Genomic DNA, 15,909 nt, shown 5'->3' on the forward strand with positions numbered 1-15,909 from the left:
GCCTCCGTGCACGTTCAACTCGTCCTGCCGCACCAGCTCTTCGAGGAGCATCTCGAGGCCTCGCCGGACACGGCTTTCGTTCTCCTCGAGGACGACCTCATGTTCCGCAGCCTCCGGTTCCACCAGCAGAAGCTCGTCCTGCACCGGGCGGCCATGACGATCTTCTCCCGACGGCTGGCCGGGGCGGGCTACGCCGTGCACTATGTGGAGACCTCCGCGGACATCGCGAGCCAGCAGGGACTCGCCGCTGTGCTGCACGAGCTCGAGGCCACGCGGGTGACCTACTACGACGTCGTCGACGAGTGGCTCGAGCGACGGCTCGGCACCACGCTCGCGGACGCCGGCGTCGAGGCCCGCGTGCTCGAGACCCCCCAGTTCCTCACGTCGCGCGACGTCGTCGCCACCTATTTCTCCTCACACTCCTGGCGGATGCAGACCTTCTACGAGTGGCAGCGCAAGCGACTCGGCATCATGGTGGGCACGGACGGCTCGCCCGAGGGCGGGAAGTGGAGCTTCGACACCGAGAACCGCAAGAAGCTCCCCCGGAAGATCACCGTGCCGGACCTGCCGAGGTTCCAGAGGCCGCCCGAGGTGGAGGAGGCGATCACCTGGGTGCAGGCGGCGTTCCCGGACAACCCCGGGAACGCCGAGGCCTTCTCCTGGCCCGTGACCCACCAGCAGGCGTCCGACGCCCTGGAGGCCTTCCTGAGCGAGCGGTTCGAGCTCTTCGGCCCCTACGAGGACGCGATCGCCGAGGGGCAGACCTATCTGTTCCACTCGGCGCTGAGCTCGAGCCTGAACTGCGGACTCCTCGACCCCGCGGAGGTCGTGGATCTCGCCCTCGACTTCGCCGGCAGGCACGAGACCCCCATCGCCAGTGTGGAGGGGTTCATCCGGCAGGTCATCGGGTGGCGTGAGTACATCCGCGCCTCCTACGTGCTGCGGGGCGGCGAGATGCGCACCGGCAACACGCTCGGGCTCACGGCGGATCTCGATCCCCGGTGGTGGACCGGCGACACCGGTCTGGCGCCCGTGGATTCCGTGATCACCCGCGTCCTCGACACCGCCTACGCCCACCACATCGAACGGCTCATGATCCTCGGCAACGCGGCGCTCCTGATGCGGGCGCGCCCGGACGCCGTCTACGAGTGGTTCATGGAGATGTTCATCGACGCCTACGACTGGGTGATGGTGCCCAACGTCTACGCGATGAGCCAGTACGCCGCCGGCACCATGATCACCACCAAGCCCTATGTCAGCGGCAGCAACTACGTCAAGAAGATGAGCGACTTCCGGGACGGACCCTGGCGCTTCAGCTGGGACGCGCTCTACTGGGCCTTCGTCGACGACCACCGTGACCTGTTCGCCAGGAACCCCCGCTCCAACATGGTCGTGGCACTCCTCGACAGGATGGACCCCGCGAGGCGCGCCGACCTCGGGCAGGAGGCGGTCCGCTGGCTTCCCCGGTAGGGCACGACGGCGGAACACGGGTTCCACGGACCGGCACCCTCCGCTAGTGTGGGCTGCATCACGTCAGACGGAGCACGAGGACGTCTGTCATCGCTAGATCACCGACGAAGGAATCGACATGACCGAGAACACCTCAAGCGTTGGTACCGGCGAATCCCACACCATCCGCGACTGGACCGATCTGGCCGAGGAGATGTGGTCGTACCTGACCGGGCGCGGCGCCGCGATCAACTACACCCTCGAGGACATGACCATCGAGGTGCCCCGCGACATCGGGCCGGATGCACCCCGTGCCACCTGGAAGTTCAACGGCACGCTGCGCATCACCACGAGTGACAACGCCGCCAGTGGTTCCGACCACCACACCAGCTGATCCGTCACGAGCGACATGGCCTCCCCACTCCGGCTCGACATCGATATCGACTTCTCCCTGGGGGAACCTGCCCTCGACGGCAAGCCGGAGGCACGGCTGTCCGGGACCGTCAGGGCCGCAGGCACCACCGTGGAGATCTTCGTCGATGATCCGGGAGCGTTCCGCGGGAACAACGTGCCCGGGCTCGGGCAGGTGCGCGCCATGGCCAAGGGTCTCGCCGAGCAGGGACTCGAGGTGTCCATCTCGGGGCCCAAGGGATTGCTGGTCAGTGTCGGCGCCGTGCAGTCCTCCCTCGCGCAGCGACTGATCACGCGGTCCCCCCACATACGGCTCGGGTCTCCGGGCACGCTCGCTCCGCTGCTCGGCATCGGGAAGCGAGCCCTCGAGAAGGACGACGCGCCACGGCTCCTCCCGCCGTCCACCCCCTTCCCCCTGGTGCCGACCGTGAACCGCCGGATCAGACGGACCATCACGACCACGCACTACGTACACGGGAGCGGCCGTCCGCGACTGATCTTCGTGCAGAACTCCGAGACCTGGAACGGCCAGATCCCACGGGAGTTCGAACTCCTGGGTGATCGCATCACGATCGGCAGCAGTGAGGACGCGATGCTCCGTCTCGCCGGCCTCGATGCACTGCACGCGGAGGTCCTCCACACCGACGAGGACGAGTACGTGCTCGTCCCGCACGGAGTGATCACCGGCAGCGTCAACGGCAGGGAGAGGTCCATCCTCCGCACCGGGGCGCGCATCCAGCTCGGTGACTGGGCGCTCGCCTTCTTCCGTGAGGAGTACGCGGATCACGGCCGGCCCTTCGGCGGTCGCAGCGGCGGGGAGCTCTCCTACCAGCGACCGCAGCGCAATCCCCGCACCGGGGCCACGGAGCAGGACGGTTCCACCGGGATCGGGGACTTCCGGAGGCCGCCTCGCTGATGCGGCCCGGGAGGTCGGCCTGCGGAGGAGGCGCGTTCGGTGGCCGATAGCGTCGAGCTCCTGCTGGACGCGGCGGCGGACCTGTTCATCCGCGAGGACTGGGCCGCCCTGGAGCACGAGGGGTTGCCGAATCTGTCCCGGCACGGGTCCGCGAGCAACGCGCCGCACATCACCCTCGCCGCCGCCTCGCGCATCGACGACCGGTACGACGCCGATCTCAGCGCCGCCGCGATCGGTGCACCACTCGGTCTCGTCACGGCGGGCTTCGTCGTCTTCATCACGCGCCGGAAGTTCGTCCTCGCCCGGCAGGTGGTCGTGGACCGGGCGCTGGCGGATCTGCACCACCGGATCTGGTCCGCCCTGGACGGACTCTCCGACGCCGTCCCGACCACCCGGGCGGGCGTCTGGACCCCACACCTCACGCTCTCCCACTCCCTGACGGCCGAGCAGCTGGCCGACGCGCTCGACGTGCTGCGCGGGCGCACTGCCGAGCGGCTCGGTACCGGTCCGGTGCGGCGCTGGGATGCCCTCGAGAAACAGCTGATCCTGCTCGGAGGCGTGGAACAGGCCTAGCGGTGCCCGCCCGTCCGGTCCTCACCGAGCTGGTCCTCCCCGGGCTGCGGGGGGTCGATGTCCAGCAGGACCTGGATGGGAGCGTGGTCGCTGGCGTGCCTGCCCTCGAACGTCGACGAGTTCACCCCGGCCTGGCGGACCACCACCTCGGGTGTCGTCAGGATCCAGTCGATCCGGGGTCCATGGAGGAGCGGTTCGTCGTAGAGGGGGTAGGTGCCGTAGTCCGGCGTCAGCTGGTCCTGCGCAGCGGCCCAGGTGTCGGTGAGGACGTGCGAGGTGGTGAAGCTCCGGAAGACACTGGAGGAGTCGGCGTCCGAGTTGAAGTCACCCATGACGATGCTGACCGGACCGGGCCGGAAGAAGCGCACCAGGTCGAGGACCGCGGACGCACTCCGCCTCCGTGCGTTCTCGGACTCGTGGTCGAAGTGCGTGTTCACGATCAGGAGCTCCTGATGTGTGCCGGTGTCGTGGAAACGACCCCACGTGACGATCCGCGGCACCCCGTTGCCCCAGGTCGAGGAGCCGATCAGCTTCGGGGTGTCGGAGAGCCAGAACTGGTCCCACTCGATGAGCTGCAGGCGCTGGGAGTCGTAGAAGATGGCGGAGTACTCACCGCGGCTCCCGCCGTCCCGACCCATCCCGATCATCCGGTGCGTTGCGGGGAGGGCTGCCTCGATCACCACCAGCTGGTGGTACAGGGCCTCCTGGACGCCGAGGACCGACGGCACCTCGCGCCGCAGCAGATCCTGGAGCGGGGCGATCCTGTCGGGCCAGTAGTCGAGGTCACCGGGACCGGAGGAAGGACGGTCGTACCTGATGTTGAAGCTCATGACATGGAGGAACGTCCGACTGGCCCCGATCAGGGGTTCCTCGGAGGTTCCGGCCACGGTGGCGGATCCGCTCATGACCGTGTCCCGTTGACCGCTCACCCCAGATGGTCCACGAGGTGAGCCGCGATTCCCGTGTAATCGGCGGGCGTGAGTTCCAGGAGCCGCTGTTCGGCCCCCGGGCTGAGCTCGAGGCTGCCGACGAAGTCCTTCATGCGCCCCGCGTCCACCCGCTGACCGCGCGTCAGCTCCTTCAGGCGCTCGTAGGGGTCGTCCAGTCCCGGCACCCCGGCGATCGACTCCGCCCGCATGACCATCTGCACCGCTTCGCCGAGCACCTCCCAGTTGGCGTCGAGATCCGCTGCCAGGACGTCGTCGGCCACGTCGAGGCGGGCGAGCCCCTTGACCACGTTGGAGATGGCCAGGAGGGAGTGCCCCAGCGCCACACCGATGTTGCGCTGGCTCGAGGAGTCCGTCAGGTCGCGTTGCCACCGCGAGGTCACCAGGGTGGAGGCGAGCGTGTCCAGCAGGCCCGAGGAGATCTCCAGATTGGCTTCGGCGTTCTCGAAGCGGATGGGATTGACCTTGTGGGGCATGGTCGAGGATCCGGTGGCACCCGGAACGGGGATCTGCGCGAAGTACCCGATGGAGATGTAACTCCACACGTCGGTGCAGAAGTTGTGCAGAATCCGGTTGAACCGTGCCAGATCCGAGTACAGCTCCGCCTGCCAGTCGTGCGACTCGATCTGCGTGGTCAGCGGGTTCCAGGTGAGGCCGAGGCCCTCCACGAAGGAGCGCGACACCGCCTGCCAGTCCGCATCGGGAACGGCCGCGTAGTGCGCTGCGTACGTTCCGGTTGCCCCGTTGATCTTCCCGAGGAAGTCCGTGGCCGCGATGCGGTCGAGCTGGCGCGTCAACCGGTGCGCGACGACGGCGAACTCCTTGCCGAGCGTGGTGGGGGTGGCCGGCTGCCCGTGCGTGCGGGAGAGCATCGGCGTGTTCCTCGAGGCCCGGGCCCGGTCGGCGATCGCGGCGACGAGCGCCCGGGCGGCAGGGAGCCAGCTGCGTTCCACCGCCGCCTTGATCCCCAGGGCGTAGGAGAGATTGTTGATGTCCTCGGAGGTACACCCGAAGTGCACCAGCGGTCTGAGGTGCCCGACGCCGATACCGTCGAGGCGGCGCCCGATGAAGTACTCGACGGCCTTCACGTCATGGACCGTGACCGCCTCGATCCCGGCGAGCTCCGCCACCTCGTCCGGTCCGAAGGTCTCCACGATCCTGCGCAGCTCGGTCTCCTGCCGGGCTTCCAGCGGTCCGGTCCCGGGCAGTACGCCCCGGCGGGTCAGGTGGATCAGCCATTCGACCTCCACGTGGACACGGTCGCGATTGAGCGCTGCCTCCGAGAGGAAGTCGATGAGCGGGGCGACGGCTTCGCGATACCGGCCGTCCAGGGGGCCGAGCGTCAGGGATGTTCCCTCCCCCCGGGCCAGTGCAGCGAATTCGACACGGGGCGGTGCGCAGTCAGCCATTGCTCCATCATCCCACGGAGCGGCCCCCGCGCCCCTGTCCACATATCCGGGTGCGTCGTCCGGCCCACGCGGCGCCGCCCATAGCATTGCGGCACAGCCGGAGGAGGAGAGCGCAGCATGGACGGTCGGGCGGTGTGGGGTTCCCGGGACGACCCCGGAGGTGGCGTGGCCGTGCAGGTGCTGGCCTTCGAGACGGAGTTGCGCCGGCACAGGGACGTCCTCGACGATCTCCGGCGGCAGGCACTGTCCGTCACCCTCCTGTCCTGGGAATCGCCCGCCGGACGCTCGTTCCGCACCTATCTCTCGGCACGCTGCACCGAACTGGCACGAACGGCGGAGCTGCTCGGCGCTGCGGCGGAGGAGCTGGGCAGCTACCGCCGCCTCCTGGGGGAGGCGGAACTGCTGCAGCGACAGGTGGGACTGTGAGCGACGGACTGCGGCCGGTGACCGACCACGAGGAGGGTCTCCTCATCCACGGCGGCGTGGGCGGGATCCGCTTCCAGTGGGAGGAGCTCGACGAGGCCGCCCGGGTCCTGACGCTCCTCGCGTCCCAGGTCGGAGCGGTGGCCCTCGATCTCGCCTTCCTCGACCGGGATCTCGGCGCACTGCCGTGGCTGGTCGTGCGTGCGGGTCCGGCAGGAGCCGTCGCGGGCTGGCAGTACCAGTCGGCGCTCGAGCAGGTCCATGTGGCTGCGACGTCGGCGCAGGAGAATGGTCGTGCGCTGGAGTCGACCGGGGTGCGGCTGCGCGCGAGTGTGCAGGCGTACCGCCTGGCGGACGGGGTGGTGCGCGCCGCGACGGAGGGTGTCCGTGCCGGGAGTGCTCTCATGGCACGGGAGGCTGCGCGCGAGGCCCTCGATCGTGGGGTGCTCAGCACCGGTCCGGTCGACCTGCGCCGCCGGGCAGCGGCGCCGGAGGTGCCGTTCACGGGGACCGTCGAGGGCGTGCTCGACCGGGTGGCTGCCGTCGAGAACGACGAACCGGGAACCTTCGAGGTGCTGCGGACGGGGCCGGACGGCCGGCCGCACTTCGTCGTCGTCCTGCCGGGGACGCAGTCGGGACGCGTCGACGGGCGGGAAGGAGCCAATCCGTTCGACGTCGGTGGTATCGCCGAGGCGCTGGCGGAGGACAGCCGTTTCCTGGAGGAGGCCGTCGGCACGGCTCTGGAACGGGCGGGGGCGGAGGCGGGGGACCCGGTGGTGCTCGCCGGGTACAGCCAGGGCGGCCTGCACGCCGTGAACCTCGCCGGAGCGGACGCGCTGGGTGATCGGTTCGACGTGCAACTCGTCGTCACGATCGGCTCCCCCACCGGCTGGCACGAGACGGGACCCGGTGAGTACCTGCACCTGGAACACCGCGCCGACGCCGTTCCCGGGCTGGACACCGTGCCGAACGAGGACGGTCGCCACCGGACCACCGTGCGGCTCGGGAACCCCGTCCCCGAACTCGGGGAAAGAGCCGACGGGTCCACGGAGCCATGGGGACTCGGGCCGGCCCACAAGGTGGAGAACTATCTGCAGGGCGCACGGCTCGTCGACGCGAGCGATGCGCCGTCCCTCGCTCCGGCGGTCGCACTCCTGGCCGCCGCCGGCGCGTCCGGCACGGCTCGGCGCTACTCCTTCACCGCGCTGCGGCGGCGGGAGGACGGCGCCGCACCGGAGCGCCGTGGCCCGCGAGGGTAGCCGGGACGCGGGTCTAGGCTATGGCCATGACATCGATCGACGACTCCTCCGCAGCTCCCTCCGGAAAGACACTCGAGGCCTTCTCCGAGGCAGCCGGCATCCGTCCCCGCGATGCGCTCGGCAGGCTCCCGCGCTATGCAGCCGGCAAGCCTCCCCTGACGGTCGAGGGCCTCGAGAGCTTCAAGCTCTCCTCGAACGAGAATCCGCTGCCACCCCTGCCCGCCGTGCTCGAGGCGATCGCCGCGGAGACCTCGATCAACCGGTACCCGGACCCCATGACGACGGCGTTGCGTGCGGAGCTCGCCGCCCACCTCGGGGTGCCCGCCACGGACATCGTCACCGGAGCGGGCAGCCTCGGAGCCCTGAACCAGATCCTCGCCACCTTCGCCGGTCAGAACGACTTCGGCGCGCCGGACGAGGTCGTCTACGCGTGGCGTTCCTTCGAGGCGTATCCGATCAGCGTCGGTCTCGCCGGAGCGTCCGGGGTGCAGGTGCCGGTCCGCGCCGACGGCACGCACGATCTCGAGGCCATGGCTGCTGCCGTCACCGAGCGGACCCGCGTGGTGATGCTCTGTACGCCGAACAACCCCACCGGCCCCATCCTCACGCACGACGACGTCGTGGGTTTCCTCGACCGGGTCCCGGACGACGTGGTGGTGGTGATCGACGAGGCCTACCAGGAGTTCGTCCGACGCCCGGACGCCGTGGACGGCCTGGAGCTCTACCGGAGCCACCCGAACGTGATCGTCCTGCGGACCTTCTCCAAGGCCCACGGCCTGGCCGGCCTCCGCGTGGGCTACTCGGTGGCCCAGCAGTCCCTGACGGAACACCTGCGGGTCAGCGCCGTACCCTTCGCCGTCTCCCAGATCGCCGAGCATGCGGCGGTCACGTCACTACGCCACATCGACGAGGTGGAGGCCCGGGTCCAGTCGATCGTCGACGAGCGCACTCGTGTCGTCGCACGGCTCCACGAGCTCGGGTGGACCGTCCCGGAGGCGGAGGGCAACTTCGTCTGGCTCGCGCTGGGTGAGCACACCCAGGACTTCGCCGCGCAGGCCGGGGAGCAGGCGCTCTCCGTGCGGGCCTTCGGCTCCGAGGGTGTACGTGTCTCCATCGGCGAGGAGGCAGCCAACACGCGGTTCCTCGACCTGTGCGCAGGCTATCCGCATCGTCCGTGAAGTGGTGACGACATCCTGAATGGCACTGCGAGGGCCCGCTGACTAGTGTTGATCGGGACGTCGCCGGAACATATGGTCTTCGGTGCATGACCAACGGCATACATTCCGCACCAGCGATGTATACGGCCGAGTGAGGATACGGATGAACGGCAGTCGCTTGCCCACGGCGGAGTTCGAGGCCGAGGACGTGGCGCGTGGACCGGACGTCGACGAGGCCGGCTCCAGCGGGACCGACGACGCCGACACACTGCACATCCTCTCGGAGCAGGGGGAGCTCGGCAGCACCCTGACGGCCCGTGTCGGGGGCGAGGTGGTGGACTTCTCCCCCTACGTCCGGGCCGACGATGCCGAGCACCTCCGCTCCCTGTACAGCGACATGTACCTCATCCGGCGCTTCGACCAGGAGTCGACGGCGCTGCAGCGCCAGGGGCAGTTGGCCCTCTGGGTGCCGCTCACCGGACAGGAGGGGGCGCAGATCGGGTCGGGCAGGGCACTGCAACCCCAGGACTACGCCTTCCCCACCTACCGGGAGCACGGCGTCGCGCTCACGCGTGGAGTGGAGCCGGCGGACCTCCTGCGCCTCTTCCGGGGTGTCACGAACGGTGGCTGGGACCCGCGCGAGCACAATTTCCACCTCTACACACTGGTCCTCGCGGCCCAGTGCCTCCACGCGGTCGGCTACGCCATGGGTCTGCAGCGGGACCAGCTGGCCGACCCCTCGTTGCCGCCGGCTGCCTCGATCGCCTACTTCGGTGACGGCGCCAGCTCCGAGGGTGACGTCCACGAGTCCATGGTCTTCGCCGCATCCTTCAAGGCCCCCGTGGTGTTCTTCTGCCAGAACAACCAGTGGGCCATCTCCGTCCCGTCGACCGTGCAGACGAGGGTGCCGCTGGCCCAGCGGGCGGCCGGCTACGGATTCCCGGGCATCCGGGTGGACGGGAACGACGTCGTCGCCGTGGAGGCCGTGACGCGGTGGGCCCTCGAGCACGCCCGCTCCGGCGAGGGCCCCGTGCTGATCGAGGCGTACACCTACCGCATGAGCGCGCACACCACGGCTGACGATCCGACCAAGTACCGTCTCTCCGAGGACGAGCGACAGTGGAGGGCCAGGGATCCCCTGCTCCGGCTGGACACCCATCTCCGTTCCACCGGACAGGCGGACGACGCCTTCTTCGAGGACCTCGACGCCCGGGCCCGCGCCATGACCACCGGTCTGCGCGAGGCCGTCCTGTCGATGCGGGTGCCGGATCTCGAGGACCGGTTCGCGAGCGTGTACGCCGATCCCCACCCCCTCGTGCAGGAGGAACTGGCGTTCTTCCGCGAGTACCAGGCCGGATTCGCCGACGACGGGCAGGTGTCCTGATGCCCACGATGACCATCGCAAAGGCGCTCAACGAAGGACTCAGGGCGGTCCTGGACGGCGACCCCGCCACCCTGCTCATGGGGGAGGACATCGGGGAGCTCGGTGGCGTGTACCGCGTGACCGAGGGCCTCAAGAGGGATTTCGGCGCCCTGCGGGTCGTGGACACCCCCCTGGGGGAGTCCGGGATCATCGGGACGGCGATCGGTCTCGCGTTGCGCGGGTACCGGCCCGTCTGCGAGATCCAGTTCGACGGCTTCGTCTTCCCCGGGTTCAACCAGATCACCACGCAGCTCGCCAAGCTCCGCACCCGCAGCGACGGCATGCTCAGTGCACCCGTGGTGATCCGCATCCCCTACGGCGGGGGGATCGGCAGCATCGAGCACCATTCGGAGTCGCCCGAGGCGCTCTTCGCCCACACCGCGGGCCTGCGGATCATCACCCCGTCGAATCCACAGGATGCCTACTGGATGATCCAGCAGGCCGTGACCAGCCAGGATCCAGTCATCGTCTTCGAGCCCAAACGGCGCTACTGGCTCAAGGGTGAGGTCGACACCTCGACGCCGGTGTCCGATCCGTTCTCCGCCCACACGCTCAGGGCCGGGACGGATGCCACGGTGGTCGCCTACGGACCGCTGGTACCGGTGGCACTCGCGGCGGCGAATGCCGCCGAGGCCGACGGCCGGAGCATCGAGGTCATCGATCTGCGGTCCATCTCGCCGATCGACTTCGACACCGTCACCGCGTCCGTCCTGCGGACGGGCCGGCTCGTCGTCGCGCACGAGGCGCCCACGTTCGGCGGGATCGGCGGGGAGATCGCGGCGCGGATCTCGGAGCGGGCGTTCCTGTCGCTCGAGGCACCGGTGATCCGCGTGGGTGGATTCCACATGCCGTATCCGGTGGCGCGCGTGGAAGAGCACTACCTGCCGGACATCGACCGTATCCTCGAGGCACTCGACCGTGCCTTCGCGTACTGAAGGACCATCATGACGCTCAAGACATTCGATCTGCCCGACGTCGGCGAGGGTCTCACCGAGGCGGAGATCGTGGAGTGGCGGGTCGCTCCGGGGCAGGCGGTCGCGGTGAACGACATCATCTGCGAGATCGAGACCGCCAAGTCGCTGGTAGAACTCTCCTCGCCGTACGAGGGCACCGTATCGGAACTCCTCGTGCTGGCGGGCGAGACCATCGAGGTCGGCACGCCGATCATCTCCGTCGACGATGCACAGGAATCACAGGAATCACAGGAATCACAGGAATCACCGGAGTCACCGGTGGGGTCGGGTGGCTCGGAGCGGCAGTCACCGGAGGGTTCGGCGGGATCCACGGGCCCGTCGTCGGCAGCGCTTGCCGACGCCGTCGATGCCCCGGTCCCGGCGCCGGACATGCCGGGTGAGGTCGCCGGGCCGCTCGTCGGATCGGGTCCGAAGGCCGACGCCGTCAAGCGGCGCCCACGAAAGTCCTCCGCAACAGCTGGGCCGGGTACGCCGTCGGCCGAAATGTCTCCACGCGCGCCGTCGGCCGGTCAGCGCGCGACGCCGGCTCCGCCGTCGGACCCGAGCGGCACGCCGGCCGCGGCCGGTCAGCGCGCGACGCCGGCTTCGCCGTCGGACCCGAGCAGCACGCCGACCGCGGCGGACCAGCGCACTTCGCCGCCCGAGGGGACCGGCGGTCGTGTCCTCGCCAAGCCGCCGGTGCGGAAGGCCGCGCGGGACCTCGGGATCGACCTCGCTGATGTCCCCGCCTCGGGCTCGGCGGGGGAGGTGACTAAACAGGATCTCCTCGAGTACCGGGATCGACTCGGCGGTGGTCGCGACTCCGTCCCTCAGTCCGTCTCCCCGTCCATCACACCGTCCGTCGCTTCGCCCGGCACCGATCGCGGCACCTCGGCAGGCGACCGCATCGAGCGGATCCCGGTGAAGGGCGTCCGGAAGGCGACGGCGGAAGCGATGGTGCGCAGCGCCTTCACCGCTCCGCACGCGAGCATCTTCGTGGACGTCGATGCATCCCGCACCATGGAGTTCGTGCGCCGGCTCAAGGCCTCACGGGACTACGAGGGCATCAGGGTCTCGCCCCTCCTGATCGTCGCCAGGGCCGTCATCTGGGCGGCCGCCCGCAATCCGGCGGTGAATGCGACGTGGGGCGACGACGAGATCCTGGTCAAGCACTTCATGAATCTCGGGATCGCGGCCGCCACCCCGCGTGGTCTCATGGTGCCCAACATCAAGGACGCCCAGGATCTCTCCCTGAAGGAGCTGGCGCTCGCCCTGAACGAGCTGGCGGCGACGGCGCGGGACGGCAGGACCCAACCGGCCCAGATGCAGGGCGGTACGTTGACCGTCACCAACATCGGTGCTCTGGGCCTCGACACCGGTACGCCCATCATCAATCCGGGCGAGGTGGCGATCGTGGCATTCGGGACCATCAAGCAGAAGCCCTGGGTGGTCGGGGGCGAGGTGGTGCCCCGCTGGATCACGACGCTGGGAGGATCATTCGATCACCGGGTGGTCGACGGCGAACTCAGTGCTCGATTCATCGCGGATGTCGCTTCGGTCCTCGAGGAGCCTGCGCTCCTGCTCGATTAGTCTGGGCTCATGGACCACGAGCACGGAAGCGACCGGGGGAGGCCACCGCGACGGCGGTACCCGCTGAGCAGGCTCCTGCTCGTGGTGATCCTCGGGTTCGTGGCGTCCAGCATCCTCCAACTGGTGTTCCCCGATCTGGGGGTCGTCGGGAGACTGTCGATCCTCGTCATCATCGCCGCCCTGATCTCGATCGCGGTCACGATGCGCCAGCAGAAACGGCCGCCGCCCTGAGGCGCGGGGCCGGAGGCGGCCCGGTCCTCGAGCTCCTGCAGCCCGCGCACCGGCATCCTCCTGCCGGGCTCTGACCCGGCGGCGAGCCGAGACCCCAACGCTGCCGCTATGAGCGCGGAGTGTGCTCGACCTCCTGCAGTCAGCGCGCCGGCGTCCTGACGCCCGCGGGACCTACGCCTTGAGCTCGCTGATCGCGGCGCGGAGGATCGGCGCCAGGCGTCGCACGCCCTCCACGATGTCCTGCGCCGGCGTCCTGACGCCCGCTGAGCCTACGCCTTGAGCTCGCTGATCGCGGCGCGGAGGATCGGCGCCAGGCGTCGCACGCCCTCCACGATGTCCTCCGGCGTCACGGCGCTGAACGCGAGGCGTAGCTTGTTGGACGGCTCGTCCGACGGTGTGAAGGCTGCGCCCGGGATGAAGACCACACCGGCGTCGATCGCGGTGTACAGGAGCGGGTAGGTGTCGATGCCCTCCGGGAGGGTCACCCAGACGAAGAATCCGCCGTCCGGGGTGGTCCAGTGGACACCGTCCGGGAACTCCTCGGCCAGCGCACCGAGCATCGCCTCGCAGCGCTCCTGGTACAGCCCCCGCATGGACCGCAGGTGCCCCTGCCAGTCGTAATCGGTCAGATAGGCGCTCACGAGCATCTGCGTCAGGGGTGACGGGCAGAGGACCACGGCCTCGCAGGCGAGGTAGAAGCGGCGGTACAGGTGCTTGGGCACCAGGGCCCATCCGAGCCGCACCCCCGGCGCGAAGATCTTCGAGAAGGAGCCGAGGTAGATGACGTCGTCCGGGTTGTCGGCGCGCATGGGTGTGAGCGGCTCGCCGTCGAAGCGCAGCATGCCGTAAGGATTGTCCTCGAGGACCAGGATGCCGTGGTCGCGGCAGATGTCCACCACACGCTGACGGCGATCGGCGGCCAGCGTGACGCCGCTGGGGTTGTTGAAGCTCGGAATCGTGTACAGCAGCTTGATGGCGCGCCCCTGCGCCTCCAGTTCGCCGATGGTTCGTTCCAGTTCGTCGGGAACCAGACCGTTCTCGTCCATCGCGATACTCACGACGTCGACCTCGTACGCCTCGAAGGTGTTGAGGGCACCCACGTAGGTGGGGTCCTCGCAGAGGATCACGTCGCCCGGATCGCAGAAGACCTTGGCAGCGACGTCCTGTGCGGACTGGGAGCCGGTGGTGATGACGATGTCCTCGGGGACGGCGCCCAGGATCCCCTCGGCCGCCATCACCTCGCAGACGAGGGTGCGCAGCTCCTCCATGCCCTGTCCGCCGCCGTACTGCAGCGCCTCGAGGCCGTGCTCGGCGATGATCGTCTGCGCGGTCCGCCCGAGATCCTCGAGGGGGAGCGATCTCAGATAGGGACTCCCACCTGCGAGCGAGACGAGTCCGGGCCGGATGGAGATGTCGAAGACGTCCCGCACCGCGGACTGCTTGATGTTGGCCGCCCGCCGCGAGAAGAGCCGGTCGTGTCGGGCGGCAGACTCCGCGGCACGGCCGAGTGCCGCCTCGGTCTCGGCAGGCAGGATGTCGGTGGAGGATTCGCGGGAGGTCGTCACGCCCAGAGTCTAGGCGCGGGTTCACCGATGGGCAACAGGTGTTGCCCGGTGGTCCTCGTGCGTGTCACACCCAGCCGGCTTCCCTCGCCTTCAGCCCGGCCTGGAAGCGACTGTCCGCGCCGAGTGTCTCGAGCATGAAGGCGATGTGCCGCCGGCAGGTCCTCACATTGATGTCCAGGCGGCGGGCGATCGACTCGTCGGACAGGCCGTTGGACAGCCCCTGGAGGATGGAGCGCTGCAGGCTGTTCAGGGGCGACTCGACCCGCTCCGGTGCGAGGAAGGACTCGCTGAGCTCCCACGCGACCTCGAAGAGATGGATGAAGATGGTGATCAGACTGGGGTCACGCACCACCAGGGCCGCTTTGTCGTTGCGGGTCTGCTGCCGACCGAGCAGGGCCAGTTTCTCGTCGAAGATGAGGATGCGCAGGGGGATGAAGGGGAGGACGCCGAACTCACCACCTCCGGCCGCGATGGCCTCGACGGCCTTGCGGGTGGGAACGTGGTCGCGGGTGCTCGTGTCATAGAGGGTTCTTCGCCGTACCCCGTTCTCCAGGAGCTCGAGATCCTTGCGCACGCTCTCCTCGTGGACGTCTGCCGTCGATCCCTGGCCCGGCTGCGCTATGTAGACCTTCTCCGTGACATCCCGGCCGTAGTCGATCAGGACCCGATGGATGAGGTGGGGATCCTCGAGGGTCTCGACCGAGGTGCTCGCGAGGACGCTCTTGCGGGCCTCCAGGAAGGAGGGGAGCAGACTCGACATCTCGCGGCGCTGACCGCTGATGCGGGTCTTGAGTTCCTGCAGGGCGCGTTCGTCAGCATCGACCAGATCAGCGAGCGCAACATCGGGGGACACGGCGATCAGGCCACCGGAGTCACCGGCCCGGGCGCTGAGCAGCTTGCGGGCCGAGAGTTCACCGATCGCATCGTCGATGCGACGCAGTGTCAGGCCCAGCGCCTCGGACGCATCCGAGCGTGTCCAGCCGGGGTGGCCGACGGCGTAGCGGTAGACCTCCAGCGACATGGCGTCCAGCATGGGCGGTCCTGTTCTCGTCGCCGGTGTTGCAGCGGCTTCGGTAGCAGTGCATTTCCCGGGCTTGTCCAGTTAATGACAGAACGGGGCCGGTGGCAATCGGGCGCGCAGAATTGCGCGGCAAAGGCTGCATTCTCGCTGTTTTCGGCTCTGGAAATCAGGGCAGAACGCCTGACCATCAGGCCGGAAGGTCCGTTTCGCGTCATGTCCGCAACCGGACATTTCTACCGCTGGACACCGGCTGCTGCCGACCGACATCCTTGTGGAGCCGGTCACCGGTGATGCACCAGGACCCCTGGTGGGTCGGGGTATCGCGGGAACGCGTTACCCACAGCTCGAACCTCCCGGACGCCAGAGATGGAAGGAGCCGTCATGAAGAAGGTACTCGCTGCAACCGCGGGCCTGTTGATCGTGGCGGGAGCTGTGGTGCTGGTAGGAGGAACCTTCGGCTCACCACGTGAACATCGGCTCGAGAGCCTCTCCGTGCTGGGTGGCAAGGTCGTCTCCGACAGTGGGTCGGTCAGCAGTTGGGACTGGCCCAAGTAAAAGGGAGCACCGGCACAGAGCCCGGTC

16 protein-coding genes are annotated in these 15,909 nt (G+C 68.8%); 12 read left to right on the top strand and 4 right to left on the bottom strand.

Going from position 1 to position 15,909, the window contains the following annotated elements; translation table 11 throughout:
• Positions 1-6: 6 nt before the first annotated feature.
• The 4 genes from Q0747_RS04910 (at position 7) to Q0747_RS04925 (ending at position 3,349) form a co-directional block, all read left to right on the top strand.
• The gene (locus Q0747_RS04910; RefSeq protein WP_298252155.1) at positions 7-1,470 is read left to right on the top strand and encodes a cryptochrome/photolyase family protein; all 1,464 of its coding nucleotides are present in this window, start codon (positions 7-9) and stop codon (positions 1,468-1,470) included.
• Positions 1,471-1,588: 118 nt separating this feature from the next.
• Positions 1,589-1,843, top strand: a complete 255-nt coding sequence (locus tag Q0747_RS04915) for a hypothetical protein (RefSeq protein ID WP_187393237.1) — start codon at positions 1,589-1,591, stop codon at positions 1,841-1,843.
• A gap of 15 nt (positions 1,844-1,858) precedes the next feature.
• Positions 1,859-2,776, top strand: a complete 918-nt coding sequence (locus Q0747_RS04920; protein ID WP_298252159.1) for an FHA domain-containing protein — start codon at positions 1,859-1,861, stop codon at positions 2,774-2,776.
• Between the two features lie 39 nt (positions 2,777-2,815).
• On the top strand, positions 2,816-3,349 hold the full coding sequence (locus tag Q0747_RS04925) for a 2'-5' RNA ligase family protein (protein WP_298252161.1): 534 nt from the start codon (positions 2,816-2,818) through the stop codon (positions 3,347-3,349).
• Here Q0747_RS04925 and Q0747_RS04930 read toward each other — a convergent pair.
• A complete protein-coding gene (locus Q0747_RS04930; protein ID WP_298252163.1) occupies positions 3,346-4,254 on the bottom strand; it encodes an endonuclease/exonuclease/phosphatase family protein in 909 nt (302 codons plus the stop codon). The two genes, Q0747_RS04925 and Q0747_RS04930, sit on opposite strands and share 4 nt — an antisense overlap.
• A gap of 20 nt (positions 4,255-4,274) precedes the next feature.
• Positions 4,275-5,705 (bottom strand): adenylosuccinate lyase, encoded by a 1,431-nt coding sequence (gene purB / locus Q0747_RS04935; protein WP_298252165.1) that lies wholly within the window; start codon positions 5,703-5,705, stop codon positions 4,275-4,277.
• 117 nt (positions 5,706-5,822) lie between these two features.
• Here purB and Q0747_RS04940 point away from each other — a divergent pair, with 117 nt between their 5' ends.
• From Q0747_RS04940 to Q0747_RS04970, 7 genes are all read left to right on the top strand, one after another.
• Complete coding sequence (locus Q0747_RS04940) at positions 5,823-6,131, top strand: hypothetical protein (RefSeq protein ID WP_298252166.1); 309 nt, start codon at positions 5,823-5,825, stop codon at positions 6,129-6,131.
• Positions 6,128-7,387 (top strand): hypothetical protein, encoded by a 1,260-nt coding sequence (locus Q0747_RS04945; RefSeq protein ID WP_298252168.1) that lies wholly within the window; start codon positions 6,128-6,130, stop codon positions 7,385-7,387. Before Q0747_RS04940 ends, Q0747_RS04945 begins: the two co-directional genes overlap by 4 nt.
• A gap of 26 nt (positions 7,388-7,413) precedes the next feature.
• Complete coding sequence (locus Q0747_RS04950; RefSeq protein ID WP_298252170.1) at positions 7,414-8,565, top strand: histidinol-phosphate transaminase; 1,152 nt, start codon at positions 7,414-7,416, stop codon at positions 8,563-8,565.
• A 142-nt stretch (positions 8,566-8,707) separates the two neighbouring features.
• Positions 8,708-9,928, top strand: a complete 1,221-nt coding sequence (gene pdhA, locus Q0747_RS04955; protein WP_298252172.1) for a pyruvate dehydrogenase (acetyl-transferring) E1 component subunit alpha — start codon at positions 8,708-8,710, stop codon at positions 9,926-9,928.
• The gene (locus tag Q0747_RS04960; protein WP_298252174.1) at positions 9,928-10,902 is read left to right on the top strand and encodes an alpha-ketoacid dehydrogenase subunit beta; all 975 of its coding nucleotides are present in this window, start codon (positions 9,928-9,930) and stop codon (positions 10,900-10,902) included. The genes pdhA and Q0747_RS04960 overlap by 1 nt, the downstream gene beginning before the upstream one ends.
• 9 nt (positions 10,903-10,911) lie before the next feature.
• On the top strand, positions 10,912-12,510 hold the full coding sequence (locus Q0747_RS04965) for a 2-oxo acid dehydrogenase subunit E2 (RefSeq protein ID WP_298252176.1): 1,599 nt from the start codon (positions 10,912-10,914) through the stop codon (positions 12,508-12,510).
• A 9-nt stretch (positions 12,511-12,519) separates the two neighbouring features.
• Positions 12,520-12,741 (top strand): hypothetical protein, encoded by a 222-nt coding sequence (locus Q0747_RS04970; protein WP_298252178.1) that lies wholly within the window; start codon positions 12,520-12,522, stop codon positions 12,739-12,741.
• A 269-nt stretch (positions 12,742-13,010) separates the two neighbouring features.
• Here Q0747_RS04970 and Q0747_RS04975 read toward each other — a convergent pair whose 3' ends face one another.
• Together Q0747_RS04975 and Q0747_RS04980 are read right to left on the bottom strand one after the other, a co-directional pair.
• Positions 13,011-14,306: a PLP-dependent aminotransferase family protein gene (locus Q0747_RS04975; protein WP_298252180.1), complete on the bottom strand. Its 1,296-nt coding sequence runs from the start codon at positions 14,304-14,306 to the stop codon at positions 13,011-13,013.
• A 64-nt stretch (positions 14,307-14,370) separates the two neighbouring features.
• A complete protein-coding gene (locus Q0747_RS04980; protein ID WP_298252182.1) occupies positions 14,371-15,339 on the bottom strand; it encodes a LuxR C-terminal-related transcriptional regulator in 969 nt (322 codons plus the stop codon).
• A gap of 369 nt (positions 15,340-15,708) precedes the next feature.
• On the opposite strand from Q0747_RS04980, the gene Q0747_RS04985 reads away from it, so the two are divergent.
• Positions 15,709-15,882: a hypothetical protein gene (locus Q0747_RS04985; protein WP_298252184.1), complete on the top strand. Its 174-nt coding sequence runs from the start codon at positions 15,709-15,711 to the stop codon at positions 15,880-15,882.
• Positions 15,883-15,909: the final 27 nt, after the last annotated feature.

It is taken from the genome of uncultured Arthrobacter sp. (assembly GCF_947493765.1).
Classification (GTDB): Bacteria; Actinomycetota; Actinomycetes; order Actinomycetales; family Micrococcaceae; genus Arthrobacter_D.

Excerpts from the sequence above, each read along its gene's own strand:
- Q0747_RS04915 (WP_187393237.1), top strand. The coding sequence starts at position 1,589 with ATGACCGAGAACACCTCAAGCGTTGGTACCGGCGAATCCCACACCATC.
- Q0747_RS04920 (WP_298252159.1), top strand. The coding sequence starts at position 1,859 with ATGGCCTCCCCACTCCGGCTCGACATCGATATCGACTTCTCCCTGGGG.
- Q0747_RS04930 (WP_298252163.1), bottom strand. The coding sequence starts at position 4,254 with ATGAGCGGATCCGCCACCGTGGCCGGAACCTCCGAGGAACCCCTGATC.
- purB (WP_298252165.1), bottom strand. The coding sequence starts at position 5,705 with ATGGCTGACTGCGCACCGCCCCGTGTCGAATTCGCTGCACTGGCCCGG.
- Q0747_RS04940 (WP_298252166.1), top strand. The coding sequence starts at position 5,823 with ATGGACGGTCGGGCGGTGTGGGGTTCCCGGGACGACCCCGGAGGTGGC.
- Q0747_RS04950 (WP_298252170.1), top strand. The coding sequence starts at position 7,414 with ATGACATCGATCGACGACTCCTCCGCAGCTCCCTCCGGAAAGACACTC.
- pdhA (WP_298252172.1), top strand. The coding sequence starts at position 8,708 with ATGAACGGCAGTCGCTTGCCCACGGCGGAGTTCGAGGCCGAGGACGTG.
- Q0747_RS04960 (WP_298252174.1), top strand. The coding sequence starts at position 9,928 with ATGCCCACGATGACCATCGCAAAGGCGCTCAACGAAGGACTCAGGGCG.
- Q0747_RS04965 (WP_298252176.1), top strand. The coding sequence starts at position 10,912 with ATGACGCTCAAGACATTCGATCTGCCCGACGTCGGCGAGGGTCTCACC.
- Q0747_RS04970 (WP_298252178.1), top strand. The coding sequence starts at position 12,520 with ATGGACCACGAGCACGGAAGCGACCGGGGGAGGCCACCGCGACGGCGG.
- Q0747_RS04980 (WP_298252182.1), bottom strand. The coding sequence starts at position 15,339 with ATGCTGGACGCCATGTCGCTGGAGGTCTACCGCTACGCCGTCGGCCAC.
- Q0747_RS04985 (WP_298252184.1), top strand. The coding sequence starts at position 15,709 with ATGAAGAAGGTACTCGCTGCAACCGCGGGCCTGTTGATCGTGGCGGGA.